This is a genomic window from Streptomyces sp. NPDC021115, from assembly GCF_044333065.1.
GTDB lineage: Bacteria > Actinomycetota > Actinomycetes > Streptomycetales > Streptomycetaceae > Streptomyces.
The window spans coordinates 408,419-423,330 of sequence record NZ_JBIRQF010000006.1; the positions used below are offsets into that span (position 1 = coordinate 408,419).

Consider the following 14,912-nt stretch of genomic DNA (forward strand, 5'->3'; position numbering starts at 1 on the left):
GGGCGAATGCCCGCTGCTCGACACCGGTGCTTCCACAGGGCAGAATCATTCAGTACACGTACCAAAGGCGGGGACCGGGGAGGTCAGGGCATGGGTGCGGTCGATCTCAGTACACACCCCGGGCATCTGGCCCGTCGCCTCCAGCAGGCGCATTCGCTGCTGTGGGGCGCGATGGTCTCCGAGGAGACGACCTCGCCGCAGTTCGCGGTGCTCAACGCGCTGATCGAGAAGCCGGACATCGACCAGCGCACCCTGAGCGAACACGTCCACCTCGACCGTTCCACGATCGCCGACCTGGTCGCCCGGCTCGGCCGCCGCGGCCTGCTGGAGCGGGTCCGCGACCCGCGCGACGGTCGGCGCAACGTCCTCAAGCTGACGGACGAGGGCGAGCGGCTGCACCGGAAGCTGATGACGCGGACGGCGCGCATGAACCGGGTGTTCCTGGCGCCGCTGGACGAGGACGAGCGGGAGCTGCTGCTGCGGCTGATCGGGCGGGTCGCGGACGCGGCGGAGGAACTGCGGGCGTAGGGGGCGCCGCCGCTACGGGTCACCCCTCCGTGGGGAGCGCGCCCAGGCCGCCCGCCACCGTACGGGCCGCACCGGTCAGCGACGCCACGAACCTCGGCAGCCGCTCCGGGGTGAAGCGCGCCGACGGGCCGCCGAAGGAGAGGGCCGCGACCACGTCGCCGCCCCGGCCGCGCACGGGGACGGCCACCGAGGACAGCCCCTCCTCGTGTTCGCCGTGGCTCGCCGCGTACCCCTGACGGGCCGTCTCCGCAGCCCAGCGGCGCAGCGTCTCCGCGTGGGCCGGGCCGTTCGGGGAGCGCTGGGCGATCCGGTCCAGCAGGGCGTCGTCGGCGCCGAGGAGCAGGACCTTGGACGGGCCGCCCGCCCACAGCGGCAGCTCGTCCCCGACCTGCACGATGTGGCGCAGCGCCTGCGGCCCCTCCTCCTGGGCGACGCACACGCGGTGCACATCGCGCCGTACGTACAGATGCACCGTCTCCCGGTGCTCGGCGGCCAGCTCGCGCAGGGCCCGCCGGGCGGGGGCGGGCAGCCGCCAGCCCTGGTCCGCCATGCGGACCCAGCGCAGAAAGGTGGGCCCTGCGGTGTAGCGGCCGTGTTCGTCGAGCCAGAGCAGCCCGTTGAGGCGCAGGGTCTGGAGGATGCGCAGCACGGTCGTCTTCGGCAGCCCGCTGGCCTCGACGATCTCGCGGATGGACAGGGCGGGGCGGTGCTCGCTGAAGAGACCGAGGACGTCGATGGCCCGCTGGACGGTCCGCATGCCGCCGCTGCCTCCGCCGGACCTCGTGTCCTCCGGCTCCGCGTCCCTGTCCATGCCGCCACTCCTCGCGCCGGTCCGTCGGCTGGTCCACCGACGCCCCAGTATGGGCCCTGGTCCGCTGCGCGGACCAGCGACTTCGGTGCCGGCACGGGTGTTCGGGCACGTCAGGGCACCATCAGGGGGTCGCGGCCCGTCTCGCCGCGCGGATACTCGTCCGCACCCTCTTGTCGATGCTCAGCATACGTCCTATCGTCACCGTCACTCGGACCTCAAGGTCCATCCAGCGGACCAATGTCAGGAGTCACGGTGAAAGCAGCCGTTCTCACCGCACCCCGCCGCCTCCGGATCGCCGATGACTGGCCGGAGCCCGTATGCGGCCCCCACGATGTCCTCGTCCAGCTCGACGGCATGGGGGTCTGCGGTTCCGACCTGGCCGTCTTCGACGGCACACGGCAGGTCCCCGAACTGCCCTGGGTGGTCGGCCACGAGGGCTTCGGCCGGATCGTCGCCGTCGGCGCCCGGGCCACAGCGGCGCCCGTCCCCGGGACCCGCGTCGTCATCGAGCCCAACTACGCCTGTCTCCAGTGCGCCGACTGCGCCCGCGGGCTCACCTCCGCCTGCGCCGAACGCACCATCGTCGGCCTGAACGCCCCCGGCCTCCTCGCCGAGCGCATCGCCGTCCCCGCCCCCTTCGCCCACCCGGTCCCGGACTCCGCCGACGCCGCCGACCTGGCCTGCGCCGAGCCGTACACGGTGGCCCGTACCGCCGTACGCCGCGGAGGCGTCACCGCCGACGACAAGACCCTCGTCGTCGGCGCGGGCGCCCAGGGGCTGCTGCTGTGCCAGGCGCTGCTGGCCGTCGGCGTGCGCCCGGCCGTCGTCGAACCCCATCCGCTGCGCCTGGCGCACGCCGTGGCCCTCGGCGCCCGCGCGGCGGCCGAGGGCGAGGGCGGGTTCGGGTACGTCTTCGAGTCATCCGGCGCCCAGGCCGCGCTGCGCGCCGCGCTGGGCCGTACGGCGCCGGGCGCCACGTTCGTCCTGGTCGGGCTGGGCGCCGACCCGCTGCCGCTCACCCTGAACCAGCTCGTCCGCGCCCAACTCACCCTCCGCGGCTCGCTCATCTACGACCACCCGGGCGACTTCACCGCCGCCCTGGCCGACATCGCCTCGGGCGCGGTGCGGCCCGGCGCCTCGATCGACGCGTGCTTCCCGCTGGAGCGGGCGCAGGAGGCGTTCGCCGGGGCCCGTGAGCGGGCGGGCAAGACCTGGATCTCGCTCACCGCCGCCGACTGAGCCGCCCGTCCCCCTCTTCGCGCCCCGAGACGAAGGAGTCTCGCCATGAGCACCACCGGCACGCCCGCCTCCGCCGCGTCCCCGCCAGTCGTCCCCGACTCCGCCCGCCCGGCCGTCAGCCGGGCCCGCTACGGGCTGCTCACCTCCCTCTTCATCATCACCGCGATCAACTACCTGGACCGCACGAACCTTTCGGTCGCCCTCCCGCACATCAAGGACGACCTCCACCTCACCGCCACCCAGCAGGGCATCCTGCTCTCCTCCTTCGGCTGGGCCTATCTGCTGCTCCAGATCCCCACCGGGCGGTTCATCGACAAGGCCGGCGCCAAGCTGGCGTTCGGATACGCCCTGGTCGGCTGGTCGCTCGCGACCGCCGCCGTGACCCTGTCGCGCGGCTTCGGCTCGCTCGTCGGCATCCGGGTCGCGCTCGGCGCCTTCGAGGCACCGGCGTTCCCGTCCAACAACCGGCTGGTCGTCCACTGGTTCCCGGGCAGCGAGCGCGGCCGGGCCACCGCCACGTACACCTCCGGCGAGTACATCGGGCTCGCGGTCGCCGCGCCCGTCCTGTCCCTGCTCACCGTGCACTTCGGCTGGCGTTCGGTGTTCCTGGTCACCGGGGTGGTCGGGCTGCTGTTCTCCGTCGTCTGGTTCCGCCGGGTGTACGACCGTCCCGAGCAGAGCCCGAGGGTCAGCGCCCAGGAGCTGGCCCACATCCAGCAGGCCGACGAGCGGGAGCCGTCCGACGCCGCGGAGAAGGCGGCCGAGGCGGAACTGTCCACCCTGGGCGCCGATCTGCGGGTGCTGCTCACCGACAAGCGGCTGTGGGGCATGTACATCGGGCAGTTCGCCAGCGCCTCCGTCCTCTTCTTCTTCCTCACCTGGTTCCCCAGCTATCTGGTGGAGGAGAAGGGGATGGGCATCATCAAGGCCGGGTTCTGGGCCTCGGCGCCCTACCTCGCGGCGCTGGTCGGCACGCTGGCGGGCGGCGCCTGGTCGGACCGGATGCTGAACAACGGCCGGTCCCGTACGGTCGCCCGCAAGCTCCCGGTGATGATCGGCTTCGTACTCGCCTCGATCATCGTCTGCGCGAACTTCACCGACTCCGCACCACTCGTGATCACCTTCATGTCGATCGCGTTCTTCGCCCAGGGGCTGATGCAGAACAGCTGGGCGCTGTTCGCGGACTCCGTCCCGCGGCGGCTCACCGGCACCGGTGGCGGCGTCTTCAACTTCATGGCCAACGCGGGCGGTGTGCTCACCCCGCTCGTCATCGGCTTCATCGTCGACGCGACGGGCTCCTTCACCTGGGCGCTCGGCTACATCGCCATCGTCGTCGCGGTCGGGCTGCTGGCGTACGCGCTGCTCATCGACCGGGTGGAGCGCGTGGAGGCGTAACCCGCCGATCCACGGGTCCCGGACGCCGTTTTGTCGGCCTTGCCAGGCTTGTCGGCGAGTGACGGAATCTCAGAACGTTGACATCAGCTACCCATTGATCACAGGTTCCACAGAAGTTTACCTGTGCCTTCACATCTCCTCCACATATGGAGTCTAGGTTCTCCATATTCATGCGACGCACACGGGGAGGGATGTCACGGTGCCCGGAATCGACGAATGTCTGCTGGAAGTCATGAAGCTGCCCGGCGCCCGGGGTGCCGCGGTGGTCGACTGGACCAGCGGTCTGGCTCTGGGCACCGTCGGGGAGTCGTCGAGCGGCGACCACGAGACCACGGCGGCCGAGGCGGCGGAACTCGCCCGGATGGCGGCGGAATACCCGACCTTCGCCCCCGCCGACGGCTCCGACTGGTCGGACTCCTCCGACGGTGACACCCCCGTGGACGATCTGATCGTCAGCAACCGCGACAGCTACCACGTCCTCCGGTTCGTCCGCACGACCTTCGACAGCAGTGTCTTCCTGCATCTGTGGCTCGGCCGCGCGGACGGCAATCTCGCCCTGGCCCGCATCCGGCTGGGCGAGATGGCGCGGCAACTGGTGCTGGGATGAGTGCGTTGCGGTCACTTTCCTCCGGTCTGCCCCGGCGGCGCCCCGCGATCACCGACGACACCGACGACGGCGCCCCGGCCGGCTCGCCCATGCTGCACCGGCTCGCCGCCGAGAAGGCCACCGGCTCGTTCCTGCGGGAGCGGGGCACGCTGCATCTCTCCGACGGCCACGTGGTCCACGCGGAGAGCCCGGACACGCCCGATCTCGAAGTGCTGCTCACCACGGGCGGCGCCCTGTCCCCCGAGGAGTGGCGGCACGCCCTCGACGAGGCCGGACCCGAACAGCGGGTGGGACGGTTCCTGGTGGACAGCGGCCGCTTCCCCGAAGGCGCGCTGGAACTGTGCCATCTCGGGGCGCTGCACGACGCGGCGTTCTTCGTGCTCGGCCCGGACGGCGGCCCGGCACGCTTCCGGTACGGGCCCGCGCACTGGATGGGGACGGTGCGTCCCGTACCGGTCGGCGCGGTGCAGCGCGAGGCGGTGCGCCGACGGGAGCTGCTGCACGGGATCTGGCCGGAGGAAGAGGCGGACACCGCACCGCTCGTACGGACCCGCCTCCCCCTCGACGCCCGCTTGCCGCGACGGCAGCGCGCGGTCCTCGAACACGTCGACGGGGTGCGCACCGCGGCCGACATCGCCCGCCTCCTGGGCCGCCCCGCCTTCCACACCCTCGTCGACGTGCGCCGACTCGCCGCCGCCGGGATCGTGACGCCCGCCCGGCGGCCACCCCGGCCCGGCGCGGTGCCCGCCCCGCCCGCGAACGCCCCGGCCGGTCCCGACCTCGGCCTCCTGCGCCGGCTCAGGAACGCACTGGACGGCCTGTGATCCGCGCGCTCGTACAGCGTGCCGAAAGGAGAAAGCTCATGTCGGCCGAGGCGGAAATCCTCGACGAACTCCACCGGCTCCGGTCCCGCATGCCGCAACTGACCGGCGCGCTCGCGGCCAGTGTCGACGGCCTCGTGCTGGCGCAGGACTCCCGGGGCGTGGAGCCGGAGGGAGTGGCCGCGCTCACCGCGGCCGCCCTGGGCATCGCCCTACGGCTCACCGACGCCACCGGACAGGGCGGTTTCCGTGAACTCCTCGTCCGCAGCGACCACGGCTATGTGGCCACCTACGCCGCCGGACCGTCCGCGGTGCTGACCCTGCTGGCCGAGGGACAGGTGAACGTCGGCCGACTGCACCTGGAGGGACGCCGCTCCAGCAGCCGCATCAGCGAACTGCTGGAGGCAGGCGTTCCGCAGCCCGACCGCCCCCGGCAACAGCCATCCGCCACGACCGACCCGCCCCCCTTGCCCGTACGACCCACCTCCAAACGCACCGGCGGGGCCGCCCCGCACCACACCGCAACCCGAAGGAAACCGTGATGGCGAACACCGAAACCGCACTCAAGGACGCGCTCTCGACGATCGAGGGCGCCACCGGAGCCGCGCTCGTCGACTACACCAGCGGAATGGCGCTGGGCACCGTCGGCGGCGGCACGAGCTTCGACCTGAACGTGGCGGCCGCCGGCAACACCGACGTCGTCCGCGCCAAGCTGCGCACCATGGAACACCTCGGCCTCAACGACGAGATCGAGGACATCCTCATCACCCTGAGCACCCAGTACCACCTGATCCGGCTGCTCAAGAGCCGCGGCGGCAACGGCCTCTTCCTCTACCTCGTACTGGACGCCGGGCGCGCGAACCTCGCGATGGCCCGCCACCAGCTGAGAAAGATCGAGGCCGAACTGGAGGTCTGAGCACTTCAACCGCCGAGGGTCCCGATCACCACCGTCGCCTCCCGCTCCTCGCACACCGCCACCCGCGGAACGAGCCCGTCACCGGCGACGATGCCGACCGCGCGCGACGCCTGCCCCTCGCTCGTCTCGAACAGCAGGCTGCCGCCCGGCGCCAGCCAACCCGGCGCCCCGGCGGTCACCCGGCGCAGCACGTCGAGCCCGTCCGCGCCCCCGTCCAGCGCCACCCGCGCCTCATGGACGCGCGCCTCCGGCGGCAGCAGCCCGACCTCCTCGGTGGGCACATACGGCACATTGGCCAGCAGAACATCGACCCGGCCGCGCAGCGCGGCGGGCAACGGCTCGTACAGATCACCCCCGTACACCGTGCCGCCCGCGCGTTCCACATTGCGCCGGGCGCAGCGCACCGCGGCCGGGTCGATGTCGGCCGCGTACCACTCGGCCCGCCCGCCCAGCGCCGCCACCAGCGCGGCCCCCAGGGCACCCGACCCACAGCACAGGTCGACCACCACCGCGCCCGGCCGCGCCAGCGCGGCCGCCCGCTCGACCAGGAACTCGGTGCGCCGCCGCGGTACGAACACCCCGGCGTCCACGGATATCCGCAACCCCCGGAACTCCGCCCAGCCGAGCACGTGCTCCAGCGGCAGCCCGGCGGCGCGCCGGTCCACCATGCCGTCCGTCTCGGCCGGACCCCGCGCCGTGGAAAGGATCAGTCGCGCCTCGTCCTCGGCGAACACGCACCCGGCGGCGCGGAGCCTGGTGACGACGGCGGAAAAGCTGATGAGTGAAGGTGAAGCCGACATGGAAGCCTTTCGGGATGCCCCTGGGGCGCTCCCGGCGGTCAGCTATGCCGCATACGGCCCTGTAGGCGAGAGCACCCAGCCTGAACTGGCGTTGATGGGTCTCACCTCCTTGGTGCGTACGGGTGACGGCCACATTACCCGACGCGCCGACATCATGGCGGGTCACCCGAGCGCCGCGTACCGGACGCCCGTGAGGTGTTCCGAGGCCGTCCACAGCTGGCGGGCGGCCTTGTCGCTGCGGGTCCACTTGGCGCGGGCCGCGTGGGTGGGGGCGCCGGGCCAGAGGCCCTGGAGGGGCGGGCCGAAGTAGTCGTCCTGCTGGACGCCGGGAGCGGTGGCCGCGTAGAGGGTGGGGAGGGCGCCGCGCTCCGGGGGCTGGGCGAAGTAGCGGTTGCCGATCGCCATGAAGCGCTCCTTCGCCCGGTTGCCCTCCATCTTCGGCGCGGCGGACATGAGGTTGGTCGCGGCGTAGCCGGGGTGGGCGGCGGCGGCCACCAAGGGGGCGCCCGTGGCACGCAGGCGGTGGGCCAGCTCGTGGGTGAAGAGGAGGTTGGCGCTCTTGGAGCGGGCGTAGGCGGCCCAACGCCGGTACTTGCGCTGCATGGAGAGGTCGGCGGGATCGACCGTGCCCAGCAGGTGCATGAAGCTGGACACGGTGACCACGCGGGCGCCAGGACCGGCCGCCAGCAGCTTCGGCAGCAGCAGTCCGGTGAGCGCGAAGTGGCCGAGGTGGTTGACGCCGAACTGCATCTCGAAGCCGTCGGTGGTCCTGCGGTAGGGGAGGGCCATCAGGCCCGCGTTGTTGATGAGCAGGTCGAGCCGGTCGCCCTTGTACTCGGACGCGAAGTTCCGTACGGACGCCAGGTCGGCCAGGTCCAGCGGTGCGAACCGCACGTCCGCGCCCGGCGCCTCGGCCCGGATCCGCTCCTCGGCGTCCTTGCCGCGCCCCGCGTCCCGGCAGGCCAGCACCACGTGGGCGCCGTGCCGGGCCAGCTCGCGGGCGGTGGCGTAGCCGAGGCCGCTGTTGGCGCCGGTCACCACGGCGGTGCGGCCGGTCTGATCGGGGATGTCGCTCGCGGTCCAGCCCTTCATCACGCGCTCCTTCGCGGTCTGCGTTACGCGCCGGTGGCCCACGCTCGGAGCGACAGCCTAAGCGCGCGGCCGCGAAGGTGCGAGGCCACCGCTCCCACGCGGGGCGGCCCGTTGTCGGACCCATGAGGGAGGATCTGCCGGGAACGGGATCGAACGGGGGAGGACCGATGACGGACGCGCGGGCGTGGGCCGCTCTGGACGACCACGGGCTGGTGCCCGCGCTGTCGGGGCTCATCGAGGGCATGGGCATGTGGCGGCCAGGGGCGCTCGGCCACATCGAGCGGACCGGGGCGTAGCTGCGCGGCGCGTGGGATCCGGCGGAGCCAAGCCGCTGAGCGGCGGCGTCCGCGTCCGGCATCGGCCGCCGTGAGCTGGAGGCCGTGGAGTGGCTGCGCGGCCCGGTCTGCGCCCGCATCGTCGACCGGATCGCCTCCGCGGCGCTGCCCGCCGGGCGGTACGAGACGGACCGGCGGCCTCGGCCTCCGGCGTGGTGGCGTCGGTGGCCGGGAAGCTGGGCCTCGACCACGACCCGGCGGTCCTCTATCTCCAGCTCCTGGTCCTGCCCCGGCCGACCGACCGCGGCGTCCGCACCTGGAACGGCTGGACCGCCGCCCGTCACCGGGAGGCCGCCGCCGCACTCGTCGCCCGCGGGCTGGCGGTCGAGGACAAGCGGGCCCGCGCCGGGCGCCAGCTCTTCCTGCCCGGCGACTGGGCGCCCGCGCCGAAGAAGTTCTACCAGCCGATCGAGGTGTGGAAGGCGGACCTCCTGGGTCTGCGGCTGCGCTACGGCGGACGCGTGGAGGACGAGCTTCCGCTGCCCACCCGCACCCTGCCCGAGCTGTTCGCGGAAGGCTGGGCGCGGGTGGAGGCGGGGGAGGGCCCGGCCTGACGGTTCCGTCCCCCGGCCCAATCCGCTATTTCACGCGCGCCTCGCATACCAGCCGCCGCCGGTGGTCGACCCGGCGTTCGGGGCCGGTCAATGTCAGGGGGACGGTGTGGCGTACGTCGGCGTCGGCGCTGGAGGACGCCAACCGCAGCTCCAGCGCGCCCGGTTCCACGATCCGGCCGCCGTCCCGGCCCGCCGGGTACGAGGCGAGGTCGGCGTGGAAGGTGAAGTGCACCTCGGCCGACTCGCCCGGGCCGAGCGGCACCCGGGTGTAGCCGACCAGCCGCGCCACCGGGCGGGCGGTGCGGGCCACCGGGTCGTGCAGATACAGCTGCACGACCTCCGTCCCGGCCCGGTCGCCGGTGTTGCGCACGGTCAGCCGTACCGTCGTCTCGCCGTCGGTCGCCACCTCGGTGGCGTCCGTCCCCGGCCGCTCCCAGGCGAACGAGGTGTACGTCAGTCCATGACCGAAGGGGAACAGCGGGGTCGGATCGACGGTGCTGGCCTCACTGTGGTGGCCGAGCGGGGGCTGGAGATACGTCCAGGGCTGGCCGCCCGGTGCGTACGGCACGCTCACCGGCAGCCGCCCGGACGGGCTGACGCGCCCGCCCAGCACCCCGGCCACCGCCGGGCCGCCCTCCTCGCCGGGGAAGAACGCCTGCACGGACGCGGCCAGCAGCCCCGCCCAGCGTCCCAGGGCGTAGGGGCGGCCGGTGAGCAGCACCAGCACCACGGGCGTGCCGGTGGCCAGCAGGGTGTCGAGCAACGCGCCCTGTTCACCGGGGAGTTCGAGGTCGGCGGCGTCGCACCCCTCGCCGGAGGTGCCACGGCCGAAGAGCCCGGAGCGGTCGCCGAGCACGGCCACGCACACCTCGGCGTCCGCCGCCATCCGGGCCGCCTGCGCCAGGCGGCTCTCGGCGGTGAGCGCCGCCGCCCCCGCCGAACCGGAGCCGGCCGCGGGCGCCGGACCGGGCGGGGCACACCCCTCGGCGTGGCTGATCCGGGCGTCGGGCAGCTCGGCGCGCAGCGCGGCGAGCAGCGTCGGCACGTCGACGCCCATGGGCAGGTCGGGGTGTTCGATGCCGACGTGGCGGGGGAAGGTGTAGCAGCCCAGCATGGCCGCGGCGTCGTCGGCGAGCGGTCCGACGACGGCGACGCGGGCGGTCGGCGCCAGCGGCAGCACATCGCCGTCGTTGGCGAGCAGCACCACCGACTCCTCGGCCAGCTGCCGCGCCACGGCCCGCATCGCGGGCGGGTCGAGATCGACACCGCCGGAGGGCGACGGGGCCCGCGGCGACCAGTCGGGGTCCAGCAGGCCCAGTTCACACTTCTGCGTGAGCACCCGCCGCACCGCCCGGTCGACCAGCGCCTCCGGCACCTCCCCGGTCCGTACGGCGTCCCGCAGCGGGGTGCCGTAGCAGCGGACGGCCGGAAGCTCGACGTCCACGCCCGCCGCGAGGGCGAGGGCGGCGGCGCCCCCGGGGGAGTCGGCGACGCGGTGGGCCAGCTCCAGGAAGGAGACGCCGAAGTAGTCGGCGACGACGGTGCCGGTGAAGCCCCACCGCTCCCGCAGCAGTTCGGTCAGCAGCCACGGGTTGGCGGCGGAGGGGACGCCGTCGAGGTCGTTGTAGGAGTGCATCACCGAGCGGGCGCCGCCGTCCCGCAGCGCCATCTCGAACGGCGGCAGGATCATCTCCGTCAGCTCCCGCGGGCCGATCGACACCGGCGCGTGGTTACGGGCGCCCCGCGAGGCCGAATAGCCCGCGAAGTGCTTGAGCGTGGAGACGATCCCGGCGGATTCGAGGCCGCGGACGTACGCGGTGCCGACGGTCGCGACGAGGTACGGGTCCTCGCCGATCGACTCCTCCGTACGTCCCCAGCGCGCGTCCCGCACCACGTCCAGCACGGGCGAGAGCCCCTGGTGGACACCGACCGAGCGCATCGAACCGCCGATGAGCCCGGCGGCCCGCTCCACCAGCGCCGGGTCGAAGGAGGCGCCCCAGGCGAGCGGGGTGGGGAAGACGGTGGCGCGCCAGGCGGTGAAGCCGGTCAGGCACTCCTCGTGGACGAGCGCCGGAATCCCGAAGCGGCCCGCCGCGGTGATACGGGCCTGGGTGCGGGCGAGCGCGGCGGCGCCCTCGGCGGGGTCGACGGGGGCGGTGCCGAAGGGGCGGGTCAGCTGGCCGAGGCCGTGCGGGAGGAGGCCGTCGAGGTCCACGGCCTCCGCCACCTCGTGCTGGAGCGGCGCGACGTCCTCGCCCTCCTCGGCTTCCGAACCCGGCCACACGCTGTACAGCTGGGCGAGCTTCTCCTCCAGCGTCATGAGGGCGAGCAGAGCGTCCGCGCGGTCCTCGGCGGGGAGGGAGGTGTCCTGCCAGGGTTGAGGCATGAAACTCCTTGAGGTGAGCGGCGTATTGGGGGTGGCCTACTTGCCGCCCATGCCCATCAGACCGTTGATCAGCTGGCGCCGCGCGAACAGATACACGAGGAAGATCGGGACGATGGACAGCACGACCGCGGTGAGCAGCGCCGGGGTGTCCACCCGGAACTCGCCGACGTAGTCGTACAGGCCCAGCGTCAGCAGCCGGTTGCTCTTGGACTGGGTGAGGATCAGCGGGAAGAGGAACCCGTTCCAGGCGTGCAGCGCGGACATCACCCCGACCGTGGAGATCCCGGACCGGGACAGCGGTACGACGAGCTGGAGCAGCACCCGGGTCGGGCTCGCGCCGTCCAGCGCCATCGACTCGTACATCTCCTCGTCGATGTCGCGCATCGTGCCGACCAGGATCAGCACGCTGACCGGGAGGGAGAACGCGGCCGTCGGCAGGATGACGGCGAGGAGGGTGTCGTACAGATGCAGCTTGGTGATGACCAGATAGATCGGGATGATCACCGCTTGGGAGGGGATCGCGAGCCCGAGCAGGAAGATCTGGAAGATCCGGCGGGAGGCGCGGCTGCGGGTGCGCACGATGCTGTAGCCGACAGTCACCGACAGCACGATCACCAGCGCCGCGCAGACGGCCGTGACCAGCGCGGTGTTGAGGAGGTAGTGCAGGAAGCCGGAGCTGAGCACCCGCCGGTAGTTGGCGAGGGTGGGGTGGTCGGGCAGGCTGAGCGGGCCGTCGTCGATGTAGCCGTCACGGGTCTGGAAGGTGGCCGCGACCAGCACGTACAGCGGCAGCCCGACGATGCCCAGCCAGATGAGCGAGCCGAGCCCGGCCGGGTAGTTGCGGCGGGACAGACCCCGGCGGCGCCGGCGGGGGCGTGACGCCACCGGGGTCCTTTTCGGCGTATGGACGCCGTCTGTGGGGTGCCTGTGCAGGATGTCGGTCACATCCCCTCCCGGGTGCTGCGCATCGCGGTGAAGCCGGTGAGGCGCACCAGCAGCAGGGAGACGGTGGTGGCGACGACCACCAGGATGGTCGCGACGGCGCTCGCGTAGCCGAGGTCGAACGCCTGGAACCCGTTCTTGTACATCAGATACGGCATGATCGTGGTGTCCGTGCCGGGGCCGCCCTTGGTGAGGATCAGCACCGTGTCGAAGAAGGTCAGCGCGCCCACCACCATGATCACTGACGAGGTGACGATGGTGTTCCGCAGCTGCGGCAGGGTGATCGAGAAGAACTGGCGCACGGTGCCCGCGCCGTCGATCGCCGCCGCGTCGTAGAGCGAGCGCGGCACGGCCCGGGCGCCGCCCTGGTAGATCAGCGTGTGCAGCGGGATGAACTGCCACGCGGTGACGAAGAGGATCGCGCCGAACGCGCCCGTCGAACTGCCCAGCAGATCGCCGTCCTCGAACCCGAGGGCCGGGCCGATGTCGGCGATCAGGCCGAAGTTCGGGTCCAGCAGCGACTTCCAGACCAGCGCGAGCGCGACGGACGACCCCAGCAGCGGCAGGAAGAAGATCGCCGACAGCACGGCCCGGTTGCGCTGCCGCCCCGCCGCCCAGACCCCGAGCAGCAGCGCCAGCGGGGTCTGGACCAGCCAGGTCAGGACGGTCAGGACGAGGCTGAGCCGGATGGCCTGATGGGTGTCGGGGTCGTCCCACAGCCGGGTCCAGTTGCTGACGCCGGTCCACTGCGGGGTGCCGATGCCGTCCCAGTCGGTGAAGGCCAGCGCGCCGACGAGGACCATGGGTGCGACGGCGAAGAAGACGAAGAACAGGGCGCCGGGCAGGGCCCAGGCGGCGCTGGGCCGCCCGACGCGTCTTGGTGCTGTGGCGTGGGCCATTACATGCCCTTCAGGGCATCGACGAACGCCGTCGGGCTCAGCTGGCCGTTGAACAGCTTCTGGATGTTGGTGTGCAGCGGCGGGGTGTACTTGGCGGGCAGCGCCTGGTCCCAGGAGAGCGTGAAGTCCGGGGCGTCCCGCACCATGTCGTACTGGAACTTGGCGTACGTGGGGTTCTCGTGCCCGTTGAGCAGCGAGGACGCGTCGGAGGTCGTGGGGACGTCACCGTTGGCGATCAGCGCCTTGGCGTAGTCCTGTTTGGCCGCGAACTTCACGAAGTCGATCGCCGCCTGCTGCTTCTTGCCCTTCAGCTTGCTGCTGATCGACCAGTAGTTGGTCGGGTTGCCGACCACGTCCTTGGGGTCGCCGGTGCCGCCGGAGACGGACGGGAAGGTGGTCCAGCCGAGGCCCGACTTGGCGAACGCGGGCTGGTTGGCCTTCTGGTTGGCGTACTCCCAGCTGCCCATGAGGTGCATCGCGGCCTTGCCCTTGGCGAAGTACGTGGACGCGCCGTCGGCCGTGTAGTTGACCGACTTGTAGTTCTTGCCGAACGCGCCGCGGTCCACCAGGTCCTTGATGGTCCGCGCCGTCTTCAGCACCGCCGGGTCGCCCCAGGCGTCCTTGCCCTCGCTCTGGATCTTCTTGAACACCCCGGCCCCGCCGTAGCGGTCCACCAGGTACTCCACCCACATCAGCTCGGTCCACGGGTCGGTACCGGCCACGACGAAGGGGGTGACGCCCTTGCTCTTGAAGGTGCCGATGAGCTTGATGATGTCGTTCCACGACGTGGGTGGCTGGGCGCCCGCCTGCTTGAACACGTCCTTGTTGTAGAAGAGGATCACCGGCTGCATGCCGCGCATCGGGATGCCGTAGTGCTTTCCTTCGATGCCGCCCGCGTCGAGGATCGAGGGGATGAAGCCCTTCTTCAGCGACGGGTCCTTCTCCATCGCGGGCCCGAGGTCGAGCAGCATGTCCTTCTTCACGAACTCGCTGATGCTGCCGCCGCCCCAGTTGAAGAACACGTCGGGGGCGTTGGGCGTGCCCATGGAGGTGCGCAGCTTGTCCGAATAGCCGTCGCCGGGCACCTGGGTGAGCTTGACCTTGATCTTCGAGGTCTTGTTGAACCGCTCGACGACCTGGCGCTGCACCTTGGTCGAGGGGTCCTGGTAGACCCAGACGCTGATGTTTCCGTCGCCCGAGCCGCCGGGCCCACTGCTTCCGCAGCCGCTGAGCGTTCCCCCCACCACGAGCGCGGCTGCCGCCGCGAGGCCCGTCGCACGGAGGGATGACCTTGACCGAGGTATGCGCATCACGTGCCTTCCGGAAGTAGCCCGATAATTCTCGGAAGTGGATGCGTGGACGGTATGGGTGGCCTGATGCGGTGTCAATACCTCCGGCAGCGGACGGGTCTTGTCCCCCACCCCGCCCCTTCCCGCAGCATCCGATATGCGGCTCCGCCGCGTGGCGGGGGCAAGCCCCCGGACCCCCACCGGAGTTCCACCCCCGGACCGGGCCTGCCCCCGTCCCAAACCGGGGCTGCGCCCTCGCCTCTGCCGGCCCCGGAGGCCTGGCCCTGGCCCCGGCGGC

16 protein-coding genes are annotated in these 14,912 nt (G+C 72.1%); 9 read left to right on the forward strand and 7 right to left on the reverse strand.

Annotated features, from left to right (window positions below):
* The first annotated feature begins 90 nt into the window (after positions 1-90).
* Positions 91-528, forward strand: coding sequence for a MarR family winged helix-turn-helix transcriptional regulator (locus ACH4TL_RS21710; RefSeq protein ID WP_398316332.1), 438 nt, complete (start codon positions 91-93; stop codon positions 526-528).
* A 19-nt stretch (positions 529-547) separates the two neighbouring features.
* On the opposite strand, the gene ACH4TL_RS21715 is transcribed toward ACH4TL_RS21710, so the two are convergent.
* Positions 548-1,339: an IclR family transcriptional regulator gene (locus ACH4TL_RS21715; RefSeq protein WP_398316330.1), complete on the reverse strand. Its 792-nt coding sequence runs from the start codon at positions 1,337-1,339 to the stop codon at positions 548-550.
* Between the two features lie 252 nt (positions 1,340-1,591).
* Here ACH4TL_RS21715 and ACH4TL_RS21720 point away from each other — a divergent pair, with 252 nt between their 5' ends.
* From ACH4TL_RS21720 to ACH4TL_RS21745, 6 genes are all read left to right on the forward strand, one after another.
* Positions 1,592-2,578 (forward strand): zinc-binding dehydrogenase, encoded by a 987-nt coding sequence (locus ACH4TL_RS21720; RefSeq protein ID WP_398316328.1) that lies wholly within the window; start codon positions 1,592-1,594, stop codon positions 2,576-2,578.
* Positions 2,579-2,623: 45 nt separating this feature from the next.
* Positions 2,624-3,973 (forward strand): MFS transporter, encoded by a 1,350-nt coding sequence (locus ACH4TL_RS21725; RefSeq protein WP_398316326.1) that lies wholly within the window; start codon positions 2,624-2,626, stop codon positions 3,971-3,973.
* Between the two features lie 199 nt (positions 3,974-4,172).
* Positions 4,173-4,580 carry a hypothetical protein gene (locus ACH4TL_RS21730; RefSeq protein ID WP_398316324.1) on the forward strand — a complete coding sequence of 136 codons (408 nt, stop codon included), beginning with the start codon at positions 4,173-4,175 and terminating at the stop codon, positions 4,578-4,580.
* Positions 4,577-5,404, forward strand: coding sequence for a transcriptional regulator (locus ACH4TL_RS21735; protein ID WP_398316322.1), 828 nt, complete (start codon positions 4,577-4,579; stop codon positions 5,402-5,404). The genes ACH4TL_RS21730 and ACH4TL_RS21735 overlap by 4 nt, the downstream gene beginning before the upstream one ends.
* Before the next feature lie 38 nt (positions 5,405-5,442).
* A complete protein-coding gene (locus tag ACH4TL_RS21740; RefSeq protein ID WP_398316320.1) occupies positions 5,443-5,943 on the forward strand; it encodes a roadblock/LC7 domain-containing protein in 501 nt (166 codons plus the stop codon).
* A complete protein-coding gene (locus tag ACH4TL_RS21745; RefSeq protein ID WP_398316318.1) occupies positions 5,943-6,317 on the forward strand; it encodes a hypothetical protein in 375 nt (124 codons plus the stop codon). Before ACH4TL_RS21740 ends, ACH4TL_RS21745 begins: the two co-directional genes overlap by 1 nt.
* Before the next feature lie 5 nt (positions 6,318-6,322).
* On the opposite strand, the gene ACH4TL_RS21750 is transcribed toward ACH4TL_RS21745, so the two are convergent.
* Positions 6,323-7,117 carry a putative protein N(5)-glutamine methyltransferase gene (locus ACH4TL_RS21750; protein WP_398316316.1) on the reverse strand — a complete coding sequence of 265 codons (795 nt, stop codon included), beginning with the start codon at positions 7,115-7,117 and terminating at the stop codon, positions 6,323-6,325.
* A gap of 162 nt (positions 7,118-7,279) precedes the next feature.
* Positions 7,280-8,209 carry an oxidoreductase gene (locus tag ACH4TL_RS21755; RefSeq protein ID WP_398316314.1) on the reverse strand — a complete coding sequence of 310 codons (930 nt, stop codon included), beginning with the start codon at positions 8,207-8,209 and terminating at the stop codon, positions 7,280-7,282.
* A 167-nt stretch (positions 8,210-8,376) separates the two neighbouring features.
* On the opposite strand from ACH4TL_RS21755, the gene ACH4TL_RS21760 reads away from it, so the two are divergent.
* Positions 8,377-8,505 carry a hypothetical protein gene (locus tag ACH4TL_RS21760; RefSeq protein WP_398316312.1) on the forward strand — a complete coding sequence of 43 codons (129 nt, stop codon included), beginning with the start codon at positions 8,377-8,379 and terminating at the stop codon, positions 8,503-8,505.
* A gap of 203 nt (positions 8,506-8,708) precedes the next feature.
* On the forward strand, positions 8,709-9,098 hold the full coding sequence (locus ACH4TL_RS21765) for a hypothetical protein (RefSeq protein ID WP_398316310.1): 390 nt from the start codon (positions 8,709-8,711) through the stop codon (positions 9,096-9,098).
* A gap of 25 nt (positions 9,099-9,123) precedes the next feature.
* Here ACH4TL_RS21765 and ACH4TL_RS21770 read toward each other — a convergent pair whose 3' ends face one another.
* The 4 genes from ACH4TL_RS21770 to ACH4TL_RS21785 are packed head-to-tail and all read right to left on the reverse strand — an operon-like array spanning position 9,124 to position 14,635.
* The gene (locus tag ACH4TL_RS21770) at positions 9,124-11,484 is read right to left on the reverse strand and encodes a glycoside hydrolase family 3 N-terminal domain-containing protein (protein WP_398316308.1); all 2,361 of its coding nucleotides are present in this window, start codon (positions 11,482-11,484) and stop codon (positions 9,124-9,126) included.
* A 36-nt stretch (positions 11,485-11,520) separates the two neighbouring features.
* A complete protein-coding gene (locus ACH4TL_RS21775; protein WP_398316306.1) occupies positions 11,521-12,369 on the reverse strand; it encodes a carbohydrate ABC transporter permease in 849 nt (282 codons plus the stop codon).
* A 56-nt stretch (positions 12,370-12,425) separates the two neighbouring features.
* Entirely contained in the window at positions 12,426-13,325 is a 900-nt protein-coding gene (locus ACH4TL_RS21780; RefSeq protein WP_398316304.1) for a carbohydrate ABC transporter permease, read from the reverse strand.
* Entirely contained in the window at positions 13,325-14,635 is a 1,311-nt protein-coding gene (locus tag ACH4TL_RS21785; RefSeq protein ID WP_398316302.1) for an ABC transporter substrate-binding protein, read from the reverse strand. Before ACH4TL_RS21785 ends, ACH4TL_RS21780 begins: the two co-directional genes overlap by 1 nt.
* Positions 14,636-14,912 lie beyond the last annotated feature (277 nt).